Origin of the sequence: Catellatospora sp. NPDC049133 (genome assembly GCF_040648455.1) — a bacterium.
In the GTDB taxonomy this organism is placed as follows: domain Bacteria; phylum Actinomycetota; class Actinomycetes; order Mycobacteriales; family Micromonosporaceae; genus Catellatospora; species Catellatospora aurea.
This window is the reverse complement of sequence record NZ_JBEZDT010000008.1, coordinates 189,073-210,037: the sequence shown is the minus strand read 5'-3', so window position 1 is coordinate 210,037 and position 20,965 is coordinate 189,073. Positions and strand designations below refer to the sequence as shown.

The following is a 20,965-nucleotide window of genomic DNA, read 5'->3' as shown; positions in this document are numbered from 1 at the left end:
ATGCAACCAACTCTGATGCTCGCGGAGGCGGCACAGGCGCCCGTCGTCTACGCCTCCGCGACCGGGATTCTTTCCTACATGTGGCTGCTGATCGCCGTTCCGGCGGTCAGCGCCCTGATCCTGCTCACGACCGGCCGCTGGGCCGACAAGTGGGGCCACTGGCTCGGCTGCGCCGCGGTGCTGTTCTCGTTCGTGCTGGGCGCGGCCATGTTCTTCGAGCTGCGCGACCTGCCCAACCGGGCGGTGCAGCTGGACCTGTACAGCTTCATCCCGGTCGGCTCGCTGCAGGTGGACTTCGGTTTCCTGTTCGACCCGCTGACCGCCTGCTTCGTGCTGCTGATCACGGGCGTGGGTTTCCTGATCCACCTGTACGCGACCGGCTACATGGCCCACGACGAGGGCCGTCGCCGCTTCTTCGGGTACTTCAACCTGTTCATCGCGGCGATGCTGCTGCTGGTGCTCGGCAACAACTACGTGATGCTCTACTTCGGCTGGGAAGGCGTGGGTCTCGCGTCCTACCTGCTGATCTCCTTCTGGTACGGCCGGCCGTCCGCGGCCACCGCCGGCAAGAAGGCGTTCATCATGAACCGCATCGGTGACGCGGGTCTGGTGCTCGGCATCTTCGTGATGTTCGCGCAGCTCGGCTCGGTCAACTACGACGTGGTGTTCAGCAACGCCGGCCTGCTGCCGAGCACGACGATCCTGGTGCTCGGCCTGCTGCTGCTGCTCGGCGCGTGCGGCAAGTCCGGCCAGTTCCCGCTGCAGGCGTGGTTGCCCGACGCGATGGAGGGCCCGACCCCGGTCTCGGCCCTGATCCACGCGGCGACGATGGTGACCGCCGGTGTCTACCTGATCGCCCGCTCCAACCCGATCTTCTCGGCGAACCTGACGCTGCAGACGGTCGTGGTCAGCGTCGGCGCGCTCACCCTGCTGCTGGGCTGCATCATCGGCTCGGCCAAGGACGACATCAAGCGCGTGCTCGCCTGGTCGACCGTGTCGCAGATCGGCTACATGTTCCTCGGCGTCGGGCTGGGCGGCGGCGCGTACGCGCTGGCCATCATCCACCTGCTGGCGCACGGCTTCTTCAAGGCCAACATGTTCCTCGGCGCCGGCTCGGTCATGCACGGCATGAACGACCAGGTGGACATCCGCCGCTTCGGCGGGCTGTGGAAGTACATGAAGATCACCTGGCTCACCTTCATGATGGGCTGGCTGGCGATCATCGGCATCCCGCCGCTGAGCGGCTTCTTCACCAAGGAGCCGATCATCGTGGCCGCCTTCGCGCGGCCCGGCTGGACCGGCTGGCTCTACGGCTTCGCGGCGCTGATCGGCGCGGGTCTCACCGCGTTCTACATGACTCGGCTGTTCATCCTGACGTTCCACGGCCCGAAGCGGTGGACCACCGCCAAGGAGGGCTCGGTCGACCAGCACCCGCACGAGTCCCCGCCGGTGATGACGATCCCGCTGATCTTCCTGGCGCTCGGCTCGATCTTCGCCGGCTGGCTCATGGCCTCCCCGGTCGCGGAGTGGCTCACCCCCGTGCTGGGCCCGCCGGTCGAGGAGCACCCGACGACGCTGTCCCACACCACCATCACCATCCTCAGCCTGGCGCTGACGGTGGCGGGTGCGGGTCTGGCGTACGCGCTGTTCAACAAGGGCACGGCGCTGGAGCCGCAGCCGGCCGGCGCGCTGGTCACGGCCGCCCGCAACAACCTCTACACCGACGCCTTCAACGAGGCCGTGTTCGAGAAGCCGGGCAAGTGGTTCACCCGGGCCCTGGTCTTCGTCGACAACAAGGGCGTGGACGGCCTCGTCAACGGGCTCGCGGCGCTGGTCGGCGGGGGCTCGGGCAGGCTGCGGCGGCTCCAGACCGGCTTCGTGCGGTCGTACGCGCTCTCGATGCTTCTCGGCGGGGTGCTGGTGCTCGGCGCCTTCGCCGCGGTGCAGCTCGGCTGGATGGGATAACGATGAAATACCTGTCAATCCTGACTCTCGCGCCGCTGGTCGGCGCGCTGACGGTCGCGTTCGTCCCGCGAGCCAAGCCGGAGCTGGCCAAGCGGCTGGCGCTGATCTGGTCGATCGTGGTGCTGGCCGTGGGCGTGGCGACCTGGGTCGCGTACAAGCCCGGCGGCCCGCGCCTGCAGCTGCAGGAGTCCTACACCTGGATCCCGGCGTGGGGCGCGAAGTTCAGCTTCGCCGTCGACGGCATCGCCCTGGTGATGATCGCGCTGATCGCGCTGCTGGTGCCGCTGGTGATCCTGGCCAGCTGGCACGACGCGGAGAAGAGCAAGCGCAGCGTCCCGGCGTACTTCGCCCTGCTGCTGGCGCTCGAAGGCACCATGATCGGCACCTTCACCTCCGCCGACGTGCTGCTGTTCTACCTCTTCTTCGAGGTCATGCTGGTGCCGATGTACTTCATCATCGGCTCGTTCGGCACCGACGTGCCGGCCAAGCAGCGCCAGTACGCCGCGGTGAAGTTCTTCCTCTACTCGCTGGTCGGCGGTCTGCTCATGCTGGCCGCGGTCATCGGCATGTGGGTGTACGGCGGCCAGACCTTCGACTGGCAGACGCTGACGAACGTGGAGTTCACCACCACCGTGCAGCGGTGGCTGTTCCTCGGCTTCTTCATCGCCTTCGCCATCAAGGCGCCGTTCTTCCCGTTCCACACCTGGCTGCCCGACGCCGGTGGGGCGGCTCCGGCCGGCGCCGCGGCACTGCTGGTCGGCGTGATGGACAAGGTCGGCACCTTCGGCATCCTGCGCTACTGCCTCCCGCTGTTCCCGGAGGCGTCGCGCTGGTTCGCGCCGTGGGCGATCGGCCTGTCGGTGATCGGCATCATCTACGCGGCCCTCGTGGCGATCGGCCAGAAGGACCTCAAGCGCCTGGTCAGCTACACCTCGATCGCGCACTTCGGCTTCATCGGCGTCGGCATCTTCGCCTTCACCTACCAGGCCGGCTCCGGCGCGGTGCTGTACATGGTCAACCACGGTCTCGCCACCGGCCTGCTGTTCCTGGTCGTGGGCATGTTCGTGGCGCGCCGCGGCAGCACCCTGGTGACCGACTTCGGCGGCGCGGGCAAGCTGCTGCCGGTGCTGGCGGGCGTCTTCTTCATCGCGGGCATGGCCTCGCTGGCGCTGCCGGGCCTGGCCCCGTTCGTCAGCGAGTTCCTGGTGCTCATCGGCACGTTCACGGTGAACAAGCCGGTGGCGGTCATCGCGACGGTCGGCATCATCCTCGCCGCGGCGTACGTGCTGTGGATGATCCAGCGCACCACGCAGGGCAACACCAACCCGGCGTTGCTCGACCTCGCGCCGATGAAGCGCGACCTGTCGCTGCGTGAGGGCATCGTGGTGGCCCCGCTGATCGTGCTGCTGATCGTGCTGGGCTTCTACCCCAAGCCCGTGCTCGACGTGATCAATCCGGCGGTGCAGGCCACGCTGACCGACGTGGTCACCCCGGAGCGGGCCGACCCGGCGCCCGCCACCTCCACTGTGGAAGCAGGAAAGTGACCATGGGCGAAGATTTTGTCGTCAAGCTGCCGGAGCTGGATTACGCCGCCCTGGCGCCGATGCTGATCCTGTTCGGCGCGGCGTGCCTCGGGGTGCTCGTCGAGGCGTTCGTGCCGCGCCGGGCCCGTAACACCGTGCAGCTGGTGCTGGGTCTGCTGGCCCTGGTCGCCGCGCTGGTCGCCGTGCTGATGCACGCGCCGGACGTGACCGACGCCAACGCGCTGACCGGTGCGCAGTCGCTGTCGATCGACCAGGCCGGCCTGTTCCTGCAGGGTGCGATCCTGGTGCTCGCGATCGTCGCGCTGCTGCTGTTCGGCGAGCGCACGCTGGAGAACGGCGGCCCGTTCGTGGCCCAGGCCGCGATCACCGTCGGCTCGGAGCTCGACCGCAGGCAGGCGGCCAAGGAGTCGGGTGCGACCGAGGTCTACCCGCTGGCCGTCTTCGCCGTCGCCGGCATGATGCTCTTCGTCACCGCGAACAACCTGTTGGTCATGTTCGTGGCGCTGGAGGTCTTCTCGCTCCCGCTGTACCTGCTCTGCGCGCTCGCCCGGCGCAAGCGGCTGCTGTCACAGGAGGCCGCGCTCAAGTACTTCCTGCTCGGCGCGTACGCCTCGGCGTTCTTCCTGTTCGGCCTCGCGATGATCTACGGCTTCGCCGGCGCGGTCGACTTCCGGGCGATCCACGCCTCGGTGACCGACTCGACGAACAGCCCGATCCTGCTGTTCATCGGCCTAGCGATGCTGTCCATCGGCCTGCTGTTCAAGGCCGCCGCGGCGCCGTTCCACGTCTGGACGCCCGACGTCTACCAGGGCGCGCCGACCGCGGTCACCGCGTTCATGGCGGCCTGCACCAAGGTCGCCGCGTTCGGCGCGCTGGCCCGGGTGCTCTACGTCGGCTTCGACGGGCTCGGCTGGGAGTTCACGCCGGTGCTCGGCGTCATCGCGGTGCTGACGATGCTGATCGGCGCGATCCTCGCGGTGACCCAGACCGACCTCAAGCGCCTGCTGGCCTACTCGTCCATCGCCAACGCCGGCTACCTGCTGGTCGGTGTGCTGGGCGGCGGCAAGCAGGGCCTGAGCAGCATGCTGTTCTACCTCGTGGCGTACGGCTTCCTCGTGATCGCGGCCTTCGCGATGCTCACGCTGGTCCGTGACGCCGACGGGGAGGCCACGCACCTGGCCCGCTGGGCGGGCCTGGGCAAGCGGTCGCCGCTGTTCGCCGGTGTCTTCACCTTCCTGCTGCTGGGCTTCGCGGGCATCCCGCTGACCAGTGGTTTCGTGGCGAAGTTCGCGGTGTTCGGCGCGGGCATCAACGGCGACCAGACCTGGCTGGTGCTCTTCGGCGTGCTGAGCAGCATCATCCTCGCCTTCCCGTACCTGCGGGTCGTCGTCATGATGTGGCTGAGCGAGCCCGGTGAGACGACCCCGAGCGTCTCCATCCCCGGCATGCTGACCTCGACCGCCCTCATGATCGGCGTGCTGGTCACGCTGGTGCTGGGCGTCTGGCCGAGCCCACTGCTCGACCTGACGACCGACGTGTCCAACTTCATCCGGTAGGTAGGCGTAAATCCGAGGCTCCCCCCACGACCCGTTCACTGGGCATGGGGGGAGCTTCGATCATGTGAGAGCCATGTGGCATCGTGAGGACGTGGTGAGCAGCGTGAACGGTCGTACTGCCCGGAGCACCGGTGTCCGGTTCGAGGACCCTGCCCTGGAAGCCTCGGTGATGGCGCACCTGGCGTCGGTGGAGGACCGCCTGCGCGAGTGCGTCGAGTCCGCGGACCCCTTCGTCAGCGAAGCCGCCAAGCACCTGATGGAGGCCGGCGGGAAGCGGTTCCGGCCGATGCTGGTCGCGGTCTGCGCGCACTTCGGCGACCCCGCCGCGCCTGAACTCGTGGACGCGTCGACGGTGCTGGAGCTGACCCACGTCGCCACGCTCTACCACGACGACGTCATGGACGAGGCGCTGGTGCGCCGCGGCACGCCCAGCGCCAACGCGCGCTGGGGCAACTCGCTGGCCATCCTCGTCGGCGACTTCCTCTTCTCCCGGGCGGCGGAGCTGGCCGCGGGCCTCGGCCCCGACGCGGTGCGCATCCAGGCGCAGACGTTCGCGCAGCTGGTGCACGGCCAGATCGCGGAGACGGTGGGCCCGCGCGACGCCGACCCGGTCGAGCACCACCTGAAGGTGCTCGACGGCAAGACCGCGTCGCTGATGGCGACCTGCGGCACGTTCGGCGGCATGTTCTCCGGCGCGTCCCCCGCGACCACGGCGGCCCTCACCACGTACTGCGAGACGTTGGGGCTGGCCTTCCAGCTCTCCGACGACCTGCTCGACATCTCCAGCGAGTCGACGGACTCCGGCAAGACGCCCGGCACCGACCTGCGTGAGGGCGTGCCGACGCTGCCCGTGCTCTACGCGCTGGCCTCCGACGACAGCGACCCGGCCGCGGTCCGCCTGCGCCAGATCCTGGCCGACGGCCCGGTCACCGACGACGCGCTGCACGCCGAGGCGCTGGAGCTGCTGCGCGACAGCGTGGCGCTCAAGCGCGCCCGGGAGACCGTGCGCGGTTACGCCGAGCAGGCCCGAGCCCAGCTGCAGGGCCTGCCGCGCAACGCGGCCCGCGAAGCGCTGGAGTCCCTCTGCGACGTCATCGCCGACCGCATCAGCTGAGTTGCCGGCGCCCGCCTCCGGCGGGCGCGGGGTTCGGCCTCTCAGCCTCCTTTACCCTCCGGGCGCTCGCCGCTGCGCGGCTTCCGCGCCTGTCGGGTGCGGTCGGCGGCCGAACCCGGCTGTCGTCGCGGTCAAGGCCGCCGTGGTCGCGGTTGGCGGATTCGCGCATCTCAAGTGTTCGCGACGAGCGCCAACCGTCCGGAATGGATCGAGGGATTTCGTTGCGTCGGGGCTCTTCACGTCAGGCGTGCATTTGCATATCGTAGGTGCGACTGCATGGAGGTGACGGTGCGAGACTCAGCGGTTCCGCCATCGGACATGGTCAGCAGCGTGGCGCGAGCGCTGCGGGTGCTGGAGGTGGTGGGCGAGTCGCCCACCGGGCTGTCCCCCAAGCAGATCGCGCGCCGGTGCGACATCACGATCGCCGCCGCGTACCGGATGCTGCGCACCCTCGCCCACCAGGGTTACGTGATGCGCCGCGCCGACGGGGCGTACACGCTGGGCCTGGCGGTCGCCGACCGCTTCCGTGAGCTGGTCAGCGCGATGCGCGGGCCCGCCGAGGTCGGCACGGTGCTGCGCCGCGCCAGCGCCGAGATCGGCTACAGCCACTACCTGGGCAGCTTCGTCGACGGGCGGATCGCGATCACCGCCGTGGCGGAGGGTTTCCGCTCGCCGCACGTCGAGGACCTGGTGCCCGGGTTCGACGAGGGCGCGCACGCGACCGCGCTGGGCAAGAACCTGCTCGCCACCCTCGACCAGGCGCAGCGCGAGCGCTACCTCAAAGAGCACGGCATGCGGGCCTTCACCCAGGCCACGCTGCGCTCGCACACGGCGCTCGACGCCGACATCGCGGCGGGTATGCGCCGCGGCATGCAGGTGGAGATCGGGCAGTTCCGCCCGGGGGTGGCCTGCGCGTCGGTGTCCGTGCAGACGGCCGGCGACCTGTCGCAGCGCTTCGTGGTCGCCTGCGCGCTGCCGGCGGTCGACCTGGTGAAGCAGGCGCCGATGATCCGGGAACGGCTGCACGCCACGGCCCGCACGCTTCAGGCGGCCCTCAACGCCCCACTGACGGCCGTACACGGTGCGGCCGCGGCCTGACCCCACTCCGGCAGTCCACAGCCCGGCAGCCGACCCGGGAAGGCACCGCGACGGCGGCGCGTGTAGTGGGTCAGTCGGACAGGAAGAGGCAGAACGGGTGGCCGGCCGGGTCGAGGTAGACGCGGACGTCGTCCTGCGGCTGGAAGCCGGCGAGCGTCGCGCCGGCGGCGACCGCGTGGGCACCGGAGGCCGCCAGGTCGTCGACGGCGACGTCCAGGTGAACCATCATCTGTTGCTCGCCGGGACCCGCCGGCCACACCGGGCGCACGTACGCTGACTCGGTCTGGAAGGACAGGCCCGGCCCGCCACCGGGTCCGCGCAGCTTGACCCAGTCGGGTTCGTCCTGCTCCCGGGTCCAGCCGAGCAGCCGTTCGTAGAAGGCGGCCAGCGCCTGCGCGTCGGGCGAGTCCAGCACGATGCCGGACAGCTCCAGCCGGGGCGTGTTCTCGGTCATACCGGTCAGCCTAGACAGGAACAGCGCCCGCGGCCCGAGGGCCGCGAGCGCCGCTGGTGCGAGGTGGGTCAGCTGCCGACGGGGCGGCCGTCGAGCCGCCACACGCCGACGATGCCCGGCTTGGCGTAGTCGCCGTCGGGCCAGGTGCTGGCCGGCTTGTCCATGGACGCGCCGCTGATCTCGCCGGGGTGCTGTGGGGCGACGAACACCGTCTTGTTGTCCACGCTGATGAACGGGCCGCAGGCCTCGGCCCCGCGGGGCACGGTGAGGAACTGCTTGAGGTGGCCGGCCTCCGGGCCGCTCAGCGCGGTCGCGAACAGGCCGTCGTTGGACAGCAGCGCGTTGCCGTCCGTGGAGATCCACAGGTTGCCCGCGCCGTCGAACGCGAGGTTGTCGGGGCAGGAGATCGGCGAGACCTTGGTCTTGTCGTACCCCATGAAGTAGGTCGACGGGTCCGCCGGGTCGCCGCAGACGATCGGGACCGCCCAGGTGAACGTGGTGCCGGTGTGGTCGCCGCCGTTCTCGGTGATCTCGAAGATGTGCCCGTGCTTGTTGGCGTTGCGCGGATTGGCCTCGTCGGCCGGCGCGTTGCGGCCGCCGGTGGTGCCGCGGGCCGTGTTGTTGGTCAGCGCGGCGTAGATCTTGCCGGTGACCGGGTTCGGCTCGACGTCCTCCGGACGGTCCATCTTGGTCGGGTTGACCAGGTCGGCCGCGAGGCGGGTGTGCACCAGGATCTGCTCGACGGTCCAGCCCGGCACCATCGGCTTGTTGTCCTTGACGAGCGGGATCCAGACGCCGGTGCCGTTGAACGCGCCGTCGCTGGGCAGCTTGCCGGTGCCGTCGATCTCGGCGGCGCTCGTGTAGCCGAGCTGCGCCACGTACAGGTCGCCGGACTCCAGCAGGGACATGTTCTGCTTGCGGGCCCAGTACGAGTTGCCGCGGGTGAACTTCTTGTGCGACACGAACTTGTACATGTAGTCGTGCCGCTCGTCGTCGCCCATGTACGCCACGACGTGCCCGCTGTCGGCCACGATGACGTTCGCGCCCTCGTGCTTGAACCGGCCCAGCGCGGTGTGCTTGCGCGGGGTCGAGCCCGGGTCGAACGGGTCCACCTCGACGATCCAGCCGTGGCGGTTGATCTCGTTCGGGGTCACGGCCAGGTCGAACCGGGCGTCGACCCGGTCCCACTTGCGCGAGCCGCTGGGGTAGCGGGCCGTGGTGGACACGCCGTACCGGGCCAGCGAGGCCTTGGCCTCCTCGGGCGCGCCGTCGCCGCCGACGAAGTACTGGTTCCAGTTCTCCTCGCCGGACAGCACCGTGCCCCACGGGGTCACGCCGCCCGCGCAGTTGTTGAACGTGCCGATGACCTTCTTGCCGGTGGGGTCGGCGGCCGTCTTCAGCAGCGCCGAACCCGCGGCGGGGCCGGTCACCGCGAAGACGGTGGACAGACCGGTGATGCGCCGGTTGTACGACCGCCGCCCCTTGCCGACCACGACCCACTGCCCGGTGCGCCCGACCCGCTCCAGCTCGACCACCGACATGCCGTGCGCGGCGATCGTGGCCTGGATCTGGTCGGTGGTCAGTGCGTCCAGCCCGGCGAAACCGGGGAACATCAGCTCTTCGTTGGTGTACTCGTGGTTGCAGACCAGCAGCGCGCGGTCGCCGCCGCGGCCGAGCGGCAGCACCGCGACGAAGTCGTTGTTGTAGCCGAACTGCTTCGACTGGGTGGCCGCGCTCTGCTTCGCCGGGTCGAAGTCCGCCGCGCCGGGCACGACCTCGTCACCCCAGCGGATGATCACGTTGTGGTCGTACCCGTTGGGCACCACCAGGTTGTCCAGCGTGTTCGGGGGGATCGGCGAGAACGTCAGCGCGGTCGGCTTGCCCGTGCGGGTCAGCGTCTCCACGGAGAACTCCTCGGCCGCGGCCGCCTCGCCGGGCTCGGCGAACGCCGGGGACGCGGCGGTGGCACCGGCCACCGCACCGGCGAAGCCGAGCGCGATGGCGCCGGCCGAGCCGGCCTTGAGCATGCCGCGCCGGGACACCTCGGCCTGCACGACGTCGCCGAAGTACTCGTTCGACGACGTGTTCGGGGCCGGGTGGTCACAGGCGTTGCCGCAGCGGTACAGGCAGGTCATGGACGACCGGCTGCCTCCGCTGTGGCCGTCCCCGCCGAGCAGGGGGAGCCGGCGGCGGGATTCGTTCATGGGAGTTGCCTCCATACGTCGGGTTCGACAGGGTGTGCCGTCGTCCGGAACGTAGGTAGCCCGAGTGAGCCGCGCTCATCCCATGGATGAACCCCACATGAACACCACCAGGCAGCCGCGCCGCCGTCTCAAGATCGCTCGACTTGCCGGGCAGATGTGCGTATCTTGAGCCCGCTTTCGCCCACTTGCCAGGCAAGTCGAGCGACCTTGGTGTGGATTACGCCCGGGTGGCGGCCAGCGGAGTCGCCACCGCCAACCGCGTACGGCGGGCGTTGCGGAGTCCGTCCCAAGTGAAGACGGCCAGGGCGAGCCAGACCAGGCCGAAGCCGAACAGGCGGGCCGGTGGCATGGGCTCGTGGAAGGCGAACACGCCGAGTGCCAGCTGCAGGGTCGGGGCGACGTACTGGAGCATGCCGAGCCCGGTGAACGGGATGCGGTTGGCGGCTCCGGCGAACATCAGCAGCGGGATGGCCGTGATCACGCCCGCTGCGGCGAGCAGCAGCGTGTGCCCGGTGCTCACCTGGCCGAAGGTCAGGTCGCCGGAGGAGGCGAGCCAGCCCAGGGCTGCCAGCGCGGGCAGGGTGAGCACCGCGGACTCGACGAACAGGCCGTCGGCCGGGGGCAGGGCCAGGCGCTTCTTGGTCAGGCCGTACAGGGCGAAGGAGCAGGCCAGGATGAGGGCGATCCACGGCGGGTGGCCGTAGTCGACGGTCAGCACGAGCACCGCGACCGTGCCGACGCCGACCGCGGCCCACTGCGCGGCGCGCAGCCGCTCGCCCAGCACCACCACGCCGAGCACGATGACGACGAGCGGGTTGATGAAGTAGCCGAGCGACGTCTCCACCACCCGGTCCACGTTCACGCCGTAGATGTAGGTGCCCCAGTTGACGCCGATGAAGATGGCGGCCAGCGTGATGCCGCCGACGGTGGCGGGCTTTCGCAGCAGCGCTGCGATCTGCCGCCAGCGGCGCACCACGGTCAGCAGGAGCACCATGAACAGGGCCGACCAGGCGATCCGGTGGGCCAGCACCTCGACCGGGCCGGCCGGTTTGAGCAGCTTGAAGTACGCCGGGAAGAAGCCCCACAGTGCGTAGGCGCCGAACCCGTACAGGTAGCCGAGGCGAAGCTGACTCACCTACCAATGGTAAGGGGAGGCCTCGCCTCGGCTCCTGACATGTGAGCCAGGTCGCTCAGCTGGTGAGAAGACTCAGTCCTCGATGAACCAGTTCAGTGCCCAGCTGGTGAGACCGACGACCAGCGCGCCGAGGATGGCGGCGGGCCAGAAGTCGTCGACGTGGAACGGCACGTCCAGCAGGCCCGCGATGAAGCTGGTCAGCATGAACAGCGCGCCGTTCACCACCAGCGCGATCAGGCCGAGGGTGAAGACGTACAGCCCGCAGCCGACCATCTTGACGATCGGGCGGATGAACGCGTTGCAGAGGCCGAAGATGACCGCGATCGCGACGAACGTGCCGATCTTGCCGAGGATGGTCTCGGCGGTCACGCTGATGCCCGGCACGAGCATGGTCGCCACCCAGACGGCGGCGGCGCTGGCGGCCAGACGGAGGAGGATGCCCATGGTGCGGCATCGTGCCACGATTCGCCCGGGTGCGCACCCCCCCGGCCGGGCCGGTCAGCGTCCGTTCTGCTGGGTCGCGTTGATCAGCTGCTGCTCGTAGCCGGTGGTGCTGAGCGCCGCCCAGCGCACCGAGCGCCGGTGCACCACGCCGATCATGCCGGGCTGGGCGCGGGACAGCCACGACTCCTGGTCGCGGCTGAGCCCCAGCACGGACACCGCGACCGCGGCCTCGGCGGGCTGCAGCGGCTGCAGCAGCGCCAGGTCGGCACGGCCGAGCACGTCCACGTCCACCGGGGACAGGTCGTCGCGCACCACGAGTGTGCTGTGCCACGGGGTGCCCGGCGTGCGGTCGGCGGCGACCGGACCCGCGTCGACGATGCTGAGCAGCGGGCGCAGCGGCGTGCCGGGCGGCACGTTGACCGGGCCGGGGGCCATGACGGCCAGCGGCGCGCCGGAGCCCAGCCCGCGGCTGAACGGCTCCCACGCCCACGGGCGGGTCGTCTGGACCAGCACGTACGACCCGAGGGCCATCGCGCGCACGGCGACGACCTGGGCGACGGCGACGCCGCCGATCAGGACGACCCGGGTCGCCTCGGGGCGGAACAGCCGGAAGGAGACCGGCTCGCTGTGCCGGTTGACGCCGATCATGAGTCCGCTGCCGCCGTACGGTGTGGCCAGCGCGGCGACCGCGGCCGGACGCCGGGCGACGCCGCCGCGGCCGCCCGCGCCGAGGTCGGCGGGACCGGGCCCGGCCAGCGGGAGAGTGGCGGTCAGGCCGTCGAACTGCTGGCCGTCGAGGCGGCGGGCCTGGGCGTGCTCGGTGGCCAGCAGCTGGCGCAGGGCGGTGCCCGCGTTGCCGAGCGAGGTGTGGTCGGGCGCGGTGAGCCGCACGGTCAGCTCGGCCTGCACAGTGGCGCCGCCGTCGGCCCAGGGCCCCGCGGTCAGCGACACCGAGACCGTGGTGGCGGGCAGCCGCAGCAGGCGCGGCAGCAGCGCGTGGGCGGGGTCGGGGTGCGGCGTCGGCCAGCGCTCCACGGCGTACGAGCTGGCGTAGAGCCCGCCGATGTGCAGCGCGGACCAGCCCTCCTGCGCGGCGGTCGTCCCGTCGTGCCCGGCCGCCTCGGCGAGCGCGCGCAGCGCCGCGACGTCGCCGAGCAGCCGGTGTGGCACGTCGCCCAGCTTCGCGCGCACCTTGCGCACCGCACCGGTGAGCGCGCGTTCCAGGTCGGCCTCCGACCAGCCTTCGGCCCGGTGCACACGCACCACCAGCAGGGCGCGCTCGTTTGCCAGCAGCCGTCCGCTGGACAGCTGGCGGTAGGACGAGGCCGCGGGCGACGAGCCGTTGGCGGCGTTGGCGTGCAGCAGCAGCTGCAGCCGCACGGGCGGGGTGTCGGCAGCGGGGGCGGGCAGCAGCGTGGCCGGCGAGGGCAGCGGGTGCCAGGCGCGGGCCGGCATCACCGCCTGGTCGCCGAGTTCCAGCAGCACGCACATGCCCAGGGCGTCGGTGAGCGAGGCGCAGGACACGCCCTCGATGTCCAGCATGGACAGTCGACTGCCGGGCGCGGCGGCGGCGAGCAGCTCGGCCGGGTCACCGGTCGGCTCGATGCGCCGGCGGCGGCCGCGATAGCGCAGGTAGACGGCGGTCCACTCGGACAGCCAGCGCCCACGCCAGCGGCCCCAGGCCACCACCACGAGCGCGGCGGCCACGGGAACGGCGGGCAGCAGCAAGCCGACGCCCGCCTGCGCGGCGGCCACCAGCAGCACCAGTGCCAGCTGCACGGCGACGATCTGACCGCTGCCGAGTCCGAGGAACCGCCTGGCGGGCCGCGGGTGCGCCGCCGGTGCGGTCCCCTCGTCGATGGTGCGTGCCGTCGGCCCGGTCACCGTGTCGACCGTCATCGCGATAGCCTCCCCTAGGCTCCAGCTAGTGGCGGCCCTCGCGGTCCGCCCGGCGGCGGATCAGCCGCGGACATCCACCAGCTGTACCGCCGCACTTCGCCCGGCTCATGGTAGAGCCGCAGGCTGACCCGTGGGGAGGGCCCATGCCGTCGAGACAGGACCAACTGCACTCGTACCAGTTCACGGTGCAGCGCGTGGTCTCGGCGCTGGTGATGCGCGACACCGATCCGGCGCAGGCGCCGTTTCGCCGCGCGGCCGGCGCGACGCTCGCCAGCATCCTGCTGGCCGTGGTCATCGCGGCCGGATACGGGGTGTACGGCGTGTTCAGCAATCGTGGCGACACCGGCTGGAAGGCCGACGGCACGGTCATCATCGAGGACGGCTCGGGCGCGCACTTCGTGTACCGCAACGGAAAGCTGCACCCGGCGCTGAACCTGACCTCGGCGCTGCTGGCCTCCGGCGCGACGTCGCCGAAGCTGGTGACGGTGGCGAAGAAGTCGCTTGTGGACGTGCCGCGCGGGCTCACCGTCGGCGTGGTGGACCTGCCGGACTCGCTGCCGGATCCGGGCGCCCTGCTCGGGCTGCCCTGGTCGATCTGCTCGGCGACCGAGGCCGGCAAGCCGGCGTCGGTGCTGGTGGTGGGCGACGGCGTGCAGGCCGGCAAGGGCCGGGTGATGGGCGGCGACGACGCGCTGTTCGTGCGCGCCGGTGACCAGATCTACCTGCTGTGGCACGGCCGGCTCTACAACGCCGACGCCGACGAGTTCGCCGACCTGGCCGGCGGAGCGCAGCCGATGGCCGTGCCGGCCGCGTTCGTCAACGGCATGCCCCAGGGCCAGCCGCTGGACGAGCCGCGGGTGGGCTCGCCGGGTGCGCGCTCGACCGTCAAGAACCTCAAGAACGGCCAGGTCATCAAGATCAAGGGCCTGGACGGCAAGTCGCACCAGTACGCGGTGGTCCGTGCGGACGGCCTGGCGATGATCACCCCGGTGCAGGCCGCGCTGCTGCTCGGCCGGTACCGGCAGAAGCACGACATCGGCCGGGAGATCGAGATCGACCAGACCGAGCTCGCCGAGTACGACAACTCGCCCGCCAGCCTGGTCCCGGACGCCAACGACCCGCGGCAGCCACCGGCGAACATGCCGACCATCGCCTCCTACGGCCAGGGCGCGCTGTGCGCGGTGACCCGCGACGACTCGAACGCCCCCGAGGTGCGCGTCGAGGTGCCGATGGACCTGGCCGGGCGTATCGCGACCGTGGCCCGCAGCGCCGAGGGCGGCGCGTACGCCGACTACGTGCTCGTGCCCTCCGGCCGGGGTGCCATCGTCGCCGCGGGCACCACGCTGAGCCTGGTCACCGACCAGGGCGTGCGCTACGACGCGGCCCGCCCCGACGTGCTGCCGATGCTCGGCTACAAAGACCCGGTGCCGCTGCGGTTGCCGTCGTCGCTCGTCGATCTGCTGCCCCCGGGACCGGGTCTGGACCCGCAGGCCGCGTCGGCCCAGCTGGCGCTCGGCTGAGCCGCGGCGAGGTTATCCACAGGCGAGGGCTCCGGGCTGGCACGAGTCGACGCGGGACGCTACCGTCACCGAGACAGGCGCACCGCCACCAATGCTCCGCATAGGACGGTGGAATGCGTAACTGCACAAAGGGAATGGGGTGACGTACGACAATGGCGGAAACCGCCTCCGAAGCTGCGATCATGGCCTCGACCGCGGGCAAGTTCGACTCGGCCAACGACGACCTGCAGACCATGCTCAGCAGCCTGCTGAGCGAGCTGGAGATGCTGCAGACCAGTTGGGTGGGTCGGGCCGGCAGCTCCTTCGAGCAGGTCAAGATCGCCTGGTCGCAGGACCAGAAGGCACTGCACCAGGCGCTCGCTGAGACGTCGAAAGCGATCCGCACGGCCGGCCAGGAGTACAGCCGCGCCGACGAGGAGCAGGCAGGCCGGGTGGCCTCCAAGAACACCGGCGGCGTCTCGCTGAACCTGTGAACGCAGATCACGGACCGAAAGGGGGAGGACCGATATGAGCAACGGCGACAGGCTCGTCGTCAACTTCGCCTCGCTGCACGAGGCAAGCGGGCACATTCAGAAAGCGCTGGGCAAGCTGGAGACCACGCTGAGCCAGCTGGAGAGCGACGCCGGGCCGATGGTGTCCACGTGGAGCGGCGCCGCGCAGACGGCGTACCACGAGCGTCAGGCCAAGTGGCGTAAGGCCGCGGACGAGCTGTCCGCGATGCTGCGCGACATCAAGGGCGCGGTCGACGAGGCCGCCGTCCAGTTCAAGGACGCCGAGGACCGCAACACCCGGCTGTTCCACTGACCACGTCGCCGTGGCCCGGGGCGGGCGGCTTCCGCCGCCCCGGGCTGCGCGCGTAGCAGCTCAGGCCGCCGTGCCGGCGGGGCGGAACCGGTCCAGGACGTCGCCGGTGATCGCGACGACCCGTGCGGCGTCCTCCGCCGACAGCCGGTTCTGCGCCGCGGCCAGCGCCTGCTTGGAGTCCATCGGGCGGAACGCCGTCTTCGACGTGCCCGAGCGCACGAAGCCGCGCTGGGAGTCCTGCTCCCCGGCCGTGGTCGCCGCGACGACCTGCGCGCGGGCCTGCTCGTCGAAGTTCAGCCCGAAGTGCGCGTACAGCGCCCCGAACTCCTCCTCCGGTCGCATCGCGAAGTCCTCGTAGCGGCGCACGAGCACGCCCGGCACGTGCCGGTGCACCCGGTCGACCACGTCGTAGACGACCCGCCACAGCAGTGCCGTGGTGTGGATCTCGTCCTCCTTGGCGGCGGCCTCGCGCAGCTCGTCCACGTGGTCGGCGAGCAGGTCCCGGGTGAGCAGCGGCTGGCCCAGCAGCTCGTCCAGGCTGATGTGCCAGCCCAGCTTCCGGTAGCTGCCGACCAGCGACACCGGGTCGCGCACCAGCACGACCGAGCGCACCCCGAACTTCTCCGCCAGCCACGGCACCGCCATCAGCGCGTACGGGTCGTCGAGCATGGCACGCCGGCCGCGCAGCCGACCCGTGGTGAACGCGGTCGCGTACTTCACCATCCGGGCGATGTCGTAGGGGGCGCGGTTGCGGCGCAGCTCGCGGCCGACGCCGTAGCGCAGGGCCAGGGTGCGGCGGAACGCGCGCAGCCAGACGTCCTCGTTGTCGGCGCAGATGTACTGGAAGCGGTGCGTGACGTCGGCGTCGAGCACGCCCGGCGAGCGGCCCGGAGGGTGGCGCACGTTGAGCGGCTCGTTGACGTACACGACCTGCCGCCCGGCCTCCACCATCTTGCCCACCCAGCTCGTCCCGCTCCGGGGTAGCCCGGTGACCAGCAGTCCCGGCTGGGTCGCGCTCATCTGCTCTCCTTCGAAAACGGCAAACTGCCGATGACGTGGCTGTCCCACGGACATGATGGCCGCCGTCGCCGTCCGGCGGATCCACCGTCGAGTCGGCAGTCGGCGACGCTCGGGCCCGACGTGGGCAAATGGGCCCCGAATGTCATGCTTCCGTCAGCTCCCGGCGGCCCGCCAGCGACGGCGGATGCCGTTGGGCAGCGCCACGGCCAGCGCGAGCACCAGACCCGCCAGGATGACGCCGAGGCCCGCCAGCCACAGCGCCTGCGAGCGCTGCTGCGCGGCCCGGTCGGCCGCTGCCTCGGCGGCCGGGTCGGCGGGCCGGGGTGCCAGCGCGGCCGGGGTGACCCGGGCCGCGCCGTCGAGCACGTCGGTCACCGCCCGGACCGGGTTGAGGATGCCCACGCCGTAGTCGTCGCTGTGCCGCCCGCCGGGCGCCGGGTCGGCCGTGGCCAGCAGCCGCCGCCGCACCTGCGACTCGGTGAGCTTCGGGTACGCCTGGCGGACCAGGGCGGCGGTCGCGGCCACCATCGGGGCGGCGAAACTCGTGCCGCTCTCCTTGCCGTGCCCACGCGTCGGGCGGGCCACGGTCACCTGGTCACCGGGGGCGACCAGGTCCACGTACGGCCCCGTCTGGGAGGCCCCCAGCCGCTGCCCTGCCTCGTCGATCGCGCCGACCCCGAGCACGTCGTCCCAGGAGGCGGGATACGGCGTCGGGTTGCCCTTCTGCTTGGCGTTGCCGACCGCGGCGACGACGACCACGTCCTGGGCGATGGCCTCGCGGATGGCGTCGTGGAGCTCGTCCAGCTTGTTCGCGTCGGCGTAGCTCAGCGAAAGGTTGATCACGCGGGCCTTCCTGGTCACCGCGTACCGGATCGCGGCGGCCATGTCCTTCACGTCGGCCTGGCGGGCGTTGTTCGAGTTCTCCTGCCCGCCGAGCGCCTCGCTCACCCGGATCGGCAGGATCTGCACGCCCGGGGCGATGCCGCGGAACTCCACCCCGGCCAGCGGTTTGGCGGCGATGACGCTGGCCACGCCGGTGCCGTGGCCGACGCAGTCCTGCCGCCCGTCGGTGCCCCCGCCGAGCAGCTTGTCCTGGCCCGCCATGACGTGCCCGCGCAACTGCGGGTGGTCCTTGTCGACGCCGGAGTCGAGCACCGCCACGACCACGCCCGATCCGTCGATGCCGCGGGGCAGCGCGGACAGGTCCCAGCGCTGCTGCGGCCACGGCTTGGCCGGGATCACCGCGCTCGGCGCGAGCGGGCCGCTCGGGCAGGGGGCCGCGGCGGCGGGCGCTGTCGCGATGCCGACGACGGCGAACGTCGCCGCCACGCTGAACGCCACCGTGCGGGCCGCGAAGGCGACCGTCGGCCGGCTGCGGTACATATGTCGCCTCCCCAGGCCTTGTGTGGAGTCGGCCGCCGCGGGCGAGCGGATACCCGCGTGGCTGAACCCCGGCGCAGATGTTACTGGAACGAGCCGACCTAGACTGCTGGTTGCGACACGCCTACGGCGCGCAAGGTAAGTTGTGACTCAGTACTCTCGCGGCAGCCAGGAGGTGAGCGCGTGATGGGTTGGGAGCCGGCCACCGATACCGAGATCGCGCTGCGTGACGCACTGCGCGCCGGGGATCAGGAACTCTACTTCCGCATCCTCGGCCGTTCGGAACTGCTGCTGCCGGTCGCCGGTGACGCCGCATCCGCGCGCGGTCCCGCAGGCTGGGGCACCTGGACCGCGGAGAACCGCACCCACGTGCTCGCCTTCACCTCGTCCGCCGCGCTGCGGGCCTGCCTGGCCGAGCACGCCGGGCCCGCGCGGCGCGTCCCGTTCCAGGAGCTGGCCACGTCGTGGCCCAACCACGAGTGGTGGCTGGCCGTGGACCCGGGTCTGCCGATCGAGGGATACCTGCCGGCCTGGTTCGTCACCCAGCTGGTCCGCGGTGACGTGCGGATCCCCGGCGCTCCGGCGGTCGCCCGCGGCCGGCTCGAACGGCTGGAGGCGCTCGAACGCGCCAAGGCCGCCCGGACCGCGCCGCCGCCGGTGCAGCCCCGCGGGCCGCAGCCGGCGTACGCCGCACACCCCGACGAGGAGCTGATCCTCGACGCCGAGGTGATCGACGTCGAGGAGGTGCGCCCGGTCGCCGCGCCGAGGGTGCACACGCCACTGGCGATCGAGTCGCCGGTGACGGTGCCGCAGCCGTCCGAGCCGCGGCCCACTGTGCCGGCGGCGCAGCCCGGCGGCCGGTTCTTCCCCGCCGACCCCGCCTTCTCCGCCGAGCCGGTCTCGCCCGCCGCCGCGCACACCTTCGTCCCGCCGGCCGCAGTGCCACCGCCGGGCATGGTGCCCGCGGCCGCACCGCCCGCACCAGCAGTGCCGGCGGCTGCGGCGCCGCCCGTCCCGGTGTCGGCCGCCGCGACACCGTCCGCGGCCGAGCCCGCCGGAACTCCGCCCACGGTGCGGCGCGCCGAGGGCTCCCTGTTCGAACCCGTTTCCGCTGCTCCGGCCGCATACCCCCCGGCCCCCGCGCCGCCCTCGGCCGAGGCGTCCTCGCCGGGTGCGCGTCCCGGCACCGGGTCGCTGTTCGAGCCGGTGTCCGCAGCGCCTGCGCATCAGCCCGCTGCCGCGCCGCCCGCGAACGGAGCCGCCGCGCCCACGCCCGGCACGGGCTCGCTGTTCGAGCCGGTGTCGTCGGCGGTCCCCGCAACCGACGCCACCGTGGCCGCCACGCCCGCGCCGGGCACCGGGTCGCTGTTCGAGCCCGTGTCCGTCGCCGTGACGGCACCCGAGGTCCCCGTGCCGCCGGTCCGCGAGCCGGGTCCGCGCCACGAGCGGCCCAGCGGACCCGAGGACGACTTCACCCCGTCGAACTCCGTCGAGGAGCAGCTGCTCGAAGCGGCCGACGCGGGCAACACCGACGCCTTCCTGTCCACGCTGCTGCTCGCCACGGTGCTGCTGCCCGTGCCGGCCGGGCCCGGCGCGCCCCGGCCAGGTGAACCCGGTTTCACGTGGCAGCCGCGGGACATCGGCGGTGAGCCGCACATCGTCAGCTACACCTCCACCCAGACCATGCCGGAACCGGTCGAGGCTGTTCCGGTGCGCTTCGTGAAGCTCATCGCGACCTGGCCCGATCCGGCCTGGTCGTTCGCGGTGAACCCGGGCACCGCGGTCGGCGCCAGCCTGCCCGGCGACCAGCTGCTGGAACTCGCCCGCTGGGCGGCCGAGATGGGCCTCGGCGGCGACGAGAGCGAACCCGCCGTGACCACGCCGACGGCGGGCTCCGCGCCACCGCCCGCGCGGCGCGATCCCGAGATCACCGAGATGCAGAAGGTGATCGCCCCCAGCCAGATCGGCTACTACCTCGACCGCGGCTACGACCGGGTCTCCGGATTCGTGCACCGCGCCCGCGAGGTCGGCCACCTGCGCGGCGCGCAGGCACTGCGCAGCGCGCTCGGCCTGACCTGGACGGGCTCGCCGTTCTCCGCCGACGACAAGGAGATCTACGTGCTGCGCTGGCCGGCCTACCGGCCCAGCCTGTACCGGATCCCGTACGGCGGGCAGCACGAGGCGGCCATGAAGGCCATGGAGGGCTGGGTCATCGAACGCGCCCCGTTCCGCGGCAACGGCTTCGCGCCCGGGGAGAGCACCGAGATCATCGCCGAGTTCAAGGTGGACAGCGCCCGGCTGCCGCACGGCGCTCGCCTGCTGCGCGTGGACGCCGAGGGCAAAGAGGAGATGGTCGCGGTGCTCGACGCCGACGGGCCGCGCTGGCTGCGCACCGACGGGGGCGAGGAGTGATGCGCGACGGCTACATCGCCCGCTACCTGGGGCGTGAGTACGAGGCGAGCCCCGACGGCGACACCGTGCGGCTGTACCGTCCCGAGCCCGCCGAGGGCTTCGAGGAGGTCCGGCCCGGCCGGTTCGTGCGGGTGGTGGCCGCGGCCGACATCGACGACCTGGCGTACGTGCGCAGCACCTGCACCTGGCGCGGCCAGCCCTTCATCGTGCTGGCCGAGCACGACGCCTGGCTGCGCGTCGAGTACACCGGCGGCAAGGCCCCCGTCGCCGCCGAACTGGGCCTCGAAGAGTTCGACTACGGCGTCTACCAGGGTTGGGCCCCCAAACAAGACGTCACCGACCTCCGCGAATCCCGCCTCTGACCCGGTCCGGCCCACCAAGGTCATCCGACTTGCCGGGCACCCGTGCGTATCTTG

The 20,965-nt window shown here is 71.6% G+C and carries 17 protein-coding genes; 10 read left to right on the top strand and 7 right to left on the bottom strand.

Annotated elements, in window-relative coordinates; all coding sequences use genetic code 11:
* Positions 1-15: 15 nt before the first annotated feature.
* From nuoL to AB0B35_RS11675, 5 genes are all read left to right on the top strand, one after another.
* A complete protein-coding gene (gene nuoL, locus AB0B35_RS11695) occupies positions 16-1,965 on the top strand; it encodes an NADH-quinone oxidoreductase subunit L (RefSeq protein ID WP_360535641.1) in 1,950 nt (649 codons plus the stop codon).
* Between the two features lie 2 nt (positions 1,966-1,967).
* Positions 1,968-3,509, top strand: coding sequence for an NADH-quinone oxidoreductase subunit M (locus AB0B35_RS11690; RefSeq protein ID WP_361043769.1), 1,542 nt, complete (start codon positions 1,968-1,970; stop codon positions 3,507-3,509).
* Positions 3,510-3,511: 2 nt separating this feature from the next.
* A complete protein-coding gene (gene nuoN / locus AB0B35_RS11685; RefSeq protein WP_361043767.1) occupies positions 3,512-5,065 on the top strand; it encodes an NADH-quinone oxidoreductase subunit NuoN in 1,554 nt (517 codons plus the stop codon).
* 94 nt (positions 5,066-5,159) lie between these two features.
* Entirely contained in the window at positions 5,160-6,179 is a 1,020-nt protein-coding gene (locus tag AB0B35_RS11680) for a polyprenyl synthetase family protein (protein WP_361043918.1), read from the top strand.
* A gap of 276 nt (positions 6,180-6,455) precedes the next feature.
* Positions 6,456-7,277, top strand: a complete 822-nt coding sequence (locus AB0B35_RS11675; protein WP_361043765.1) for a helix-turn-helix domain-containing protein — start codon at positions 6,456-6,458, stop codon at positions 7,275-7,277.
* Between the two features lie 70 nt (positions 7,278-7,347).
* On the opposite strand, the gene AB0B35_RS11670 is transcribed toward AB0B35_RS11675, so the two are convergent.
* The 5 genes from AB0B35_RS11670 to AB0B35_RS11650 all read right to left on the bottom strand — a co-directional run bounded on the left by AB0B35_RS11670 (position 7,348) and on the right by AB0B35_RS11650 (position 13,413).
* Entirely contained in the window at positions 7,348-7,731 is a 384-nt protein-coding gene (locus AB0B35_RS11670) for a VOC family protein (protein ID WP_361043762.1), read from the bottom strand.
* 68 nt (positions 7,732-7,799) lie between these two features.
* The gene (locus AB0B35_RS11665) at positions 7,800-9,935 is read right to left on the bottom strand and encodes a PhoX family phosphatase (protein WP_361043759.1); all 2,136 of its coding nucleotides are present in this window, start codon (positions 9,933-9,935) and stop codon (positions 7,800-7,802) included.
* 217 nt (positions 9,936-10,152) lie between these two features.
* Positions 10,153-11,070, bottom strand: coding sequence for an EamA family transporter RarD (gene rarD, locus AB0B35_RS11660; RefSeq protein ID WP_361043757.1), 918 nt, complete (start codon positions 11,068-11,070; stop codon positions 10,153-10,155).
* Between the two features lie 72 nt (positions 11,071-11,142).
* Positions 11,143-11,514, bottom strand: coding sequence for a phage holin family protein (locus AB0B35_RS11655; protein WP_361043755.1), 372 nt, complete (start codon positions 11,512-11,514; stop codon positions 11,143-11,145).
* Positions 11,515-11,568: 54 nt separating this feature from the next.
* Positions 11,569-13,413, bottom strand: coding sequence for a type VII secretion protein EccE (locus AB0B35_RS11650; RefSeq protein ID WP_361043752.1), 1,845 nt, complete (start codon positions 13,411-13,413; stop codon positions 11,569-11,571).
* 143 nt (positions 13,414-13,556) lie between these two features.
* Here AB0B35_RS11650 and eccB point away from each other — a divergent pair, with 143 nt between their 5' ends.
* The 3 genes from eccB to AB0B35_RS11635 all read left to right on the top strand — a co-directional run bounded on the left by eccB (position 13,557) and on the right by AB0B35_RS11635 (position 15,737).
* Positions 13,557-14,933 carry a type VII secretion protein EccB gene (gene eccB / locus AB0B35_RS11645; protein WP_361043750.1) on the top strand — a complete coding sequence of 459 codons (1,377 nt, stop codon included), beginning with the start codon at positions 13,557-13,559 and terminating at the stop codon, positions 14,931-14,933.
* Between the two features lie 182 nt (positions 14,934-15,115).
* Entirely contained in the window at positions 15,116-15,406 is a 291-nt protein-coding gene (locus AB0B35_RS11640; protein ID WP_239168027.1) for a WXG100 family type VII secretion target, read from the top strand.
* 34 nt (positions 15,407-15,440) lie between these two features.
* A complete protein-coding gene (locus AB0B35_RS11635; protein ID WP_360535596.1) occupies positions 15,441-15,737 on the top strand; it encodes a WXG100 family type VII secretion target in 297 nt (98 codons plus the stop codon).
* Between the two features lie 60 nt (positions 15,738-15,797).
* Here AB0B35_RS11635 and AB0B35_RS11630 read toward each other — a convergent pair whose 3' ends face one another.
* Both AB0B35_RS11630 and mycP read right to left on the bottom strand, forming a co-directional pair.
* The gene (locus AB0B35_RS11630) at positions 15,798-16,757 is read right to left on the bottom strand and encodes a sulfotransferase (RefSeq protein ID WP_361043748.1); all 960 of its coding nucleotides are present in this window, start codon (positions 16,755-16,757) and stop codon (positions 15,798-15,800) included.
* A gap of 153 nt (positions 16,758-16,910) precedes the next feature.
* Positions 16,911-18,140, bottom strand: coding sequence for a type VII secretion-associated serine protease mycosin (gene mycP / locus AB0B35_RS11625; RefSeq protein WP_361043745.1), 1,230 nt, complete (start codon positions 18,138-18,140; stop codon positions 16,911-16,913).
* Between the two features lie 180 nt (positions 18,141-18,320).
* Between mycP and AB0B35_RS11620 the strand changes: the two genes are divergently transcribed.
* Both AB0B35_RS11620 and AB0B35_RS11615 read left to right on the top strand, forming a co-directional pair.
* Positions 18,321-20,549 (top strand): SseB family protein, encoded by a 2,229-nt coding sequence (locus AB0B35_RS11620; protein ID WP_361043742.1) that lies wholly within the window; start codon positions 18,321-18,323, stop codon positions 20,547-20,549.
* The gene (locus tag AB0B35_RS11615) at positions 20,546-20,911 is read left to right on the top strand and encodes a hypothetical protein (protein WP_361043739.1); all 366 of its coding nucleotides are present in this window, start codon (positions 20,546-20,548) and stop codon (positions 20,909-20,911) included. The genes AB0B35_RS11620 and AB0B35_RS11615 overlap by 4 nt, the downstream gene beginning before the upstream one ends.
* Positions 20,912-20,965: the final 54 nt, after the last annotated feature.

Excerpts from the sequence above, each read along its gene's own strand:
- mycP (WP_361043745.1), bottom strand. The coding sequence starts at position 18,140 with ATGTACCGCAGCCGGCCGACGGTCGCCTTCGCGGCCCGCACGGTGGCG.
- AB0B35_RS11670 (WP_361043762.1), bottom strand. The coding sequence starts at position 7,731 with ATGACCGAGAACACGCCCCGGCTGGAGCTGTCCGGCATCGTGCTGGAC.
- AB0B35_RS11650 (WP_361043752.1), bottom strand. The coding sequence starts at position 13,413 with ATGACGGTCGACACGGTGACCGGGCCGACGGCACGCACCATCGACGAG.
- nuoN (WP_361043767.1), top strand. The coding sequence starts at position 3,512 with ATGGGCGAAGATTTTGTCGTCAAGCTGCCGGAGCTGGATTACGCCGCC.
- AB0B35_RS11675 (WP_361043765.1), top strand. The coding sequence starts at position 6,456 with ATGGAGGTGACGGTGCGAGACTCAGCGGTTCCGCCATCGGACATGGTC.
- eccB (WP_361043750.1), top strand. The coding sequence starts at position 13,557 with ATGCCGTCGAGACAGGACCAACTGCACTCGTACCAGTTCACGGTGCAG.
- nuoL (WP_360535641.1), top strand. The coding sequence starts at position 16 with ATGCTCGCGGAGGCGGCACAGGCGCCCGTCGTCTACGCCTCCGCGACC.
- AB0B35_RS11690 (WP_361043769.1), top strand. The coding sequence starts at position 1,968 with ATGAAATACCTGTCAATCCTGACTCTCGCGCCGCTGGTCGGCGCGCTG.
- AB0B35_RS11630 (WP_361043748.1), bottom strand. The coding sequence starts at position 16,757 with ATGAGCGCGACCCAGCCGGGACTGCTGGTCACCGGGCTACCCCGGAGC.
- AB0B35_RS11655 (WP_361043755.1), bottom strand. The coding sequence starts at position 11,514 with ATGGGCATCCTCCTCCGTCTGGCCGCCAGCGCCGCCGCCGTCTGGGTG.
- AB0B35_RS11640 (WP_239168027.1), top strand. The coding sequence starts at position 15,116 with ATGGCCTCGACCGCGGGCAAGTTCGACTCGGCCAACGACGACCTGCAG.
- AB0B35_RS11665 (WP_361043759.1), bottom strand. The coding sequence starts at position 9,935 with ATGAACGAATCCCGCCGCCGGCTCCCCCTGCTCGGCGGGGACGGCCAC.
- AB0B35_RS11635 (WP_360535596.1), top strand. The coding sequence starts at position 15,441 with ATGAGCAACGGCGACAGGCTCGTCGTCAACTTCGCCTCGCTGCACGAG.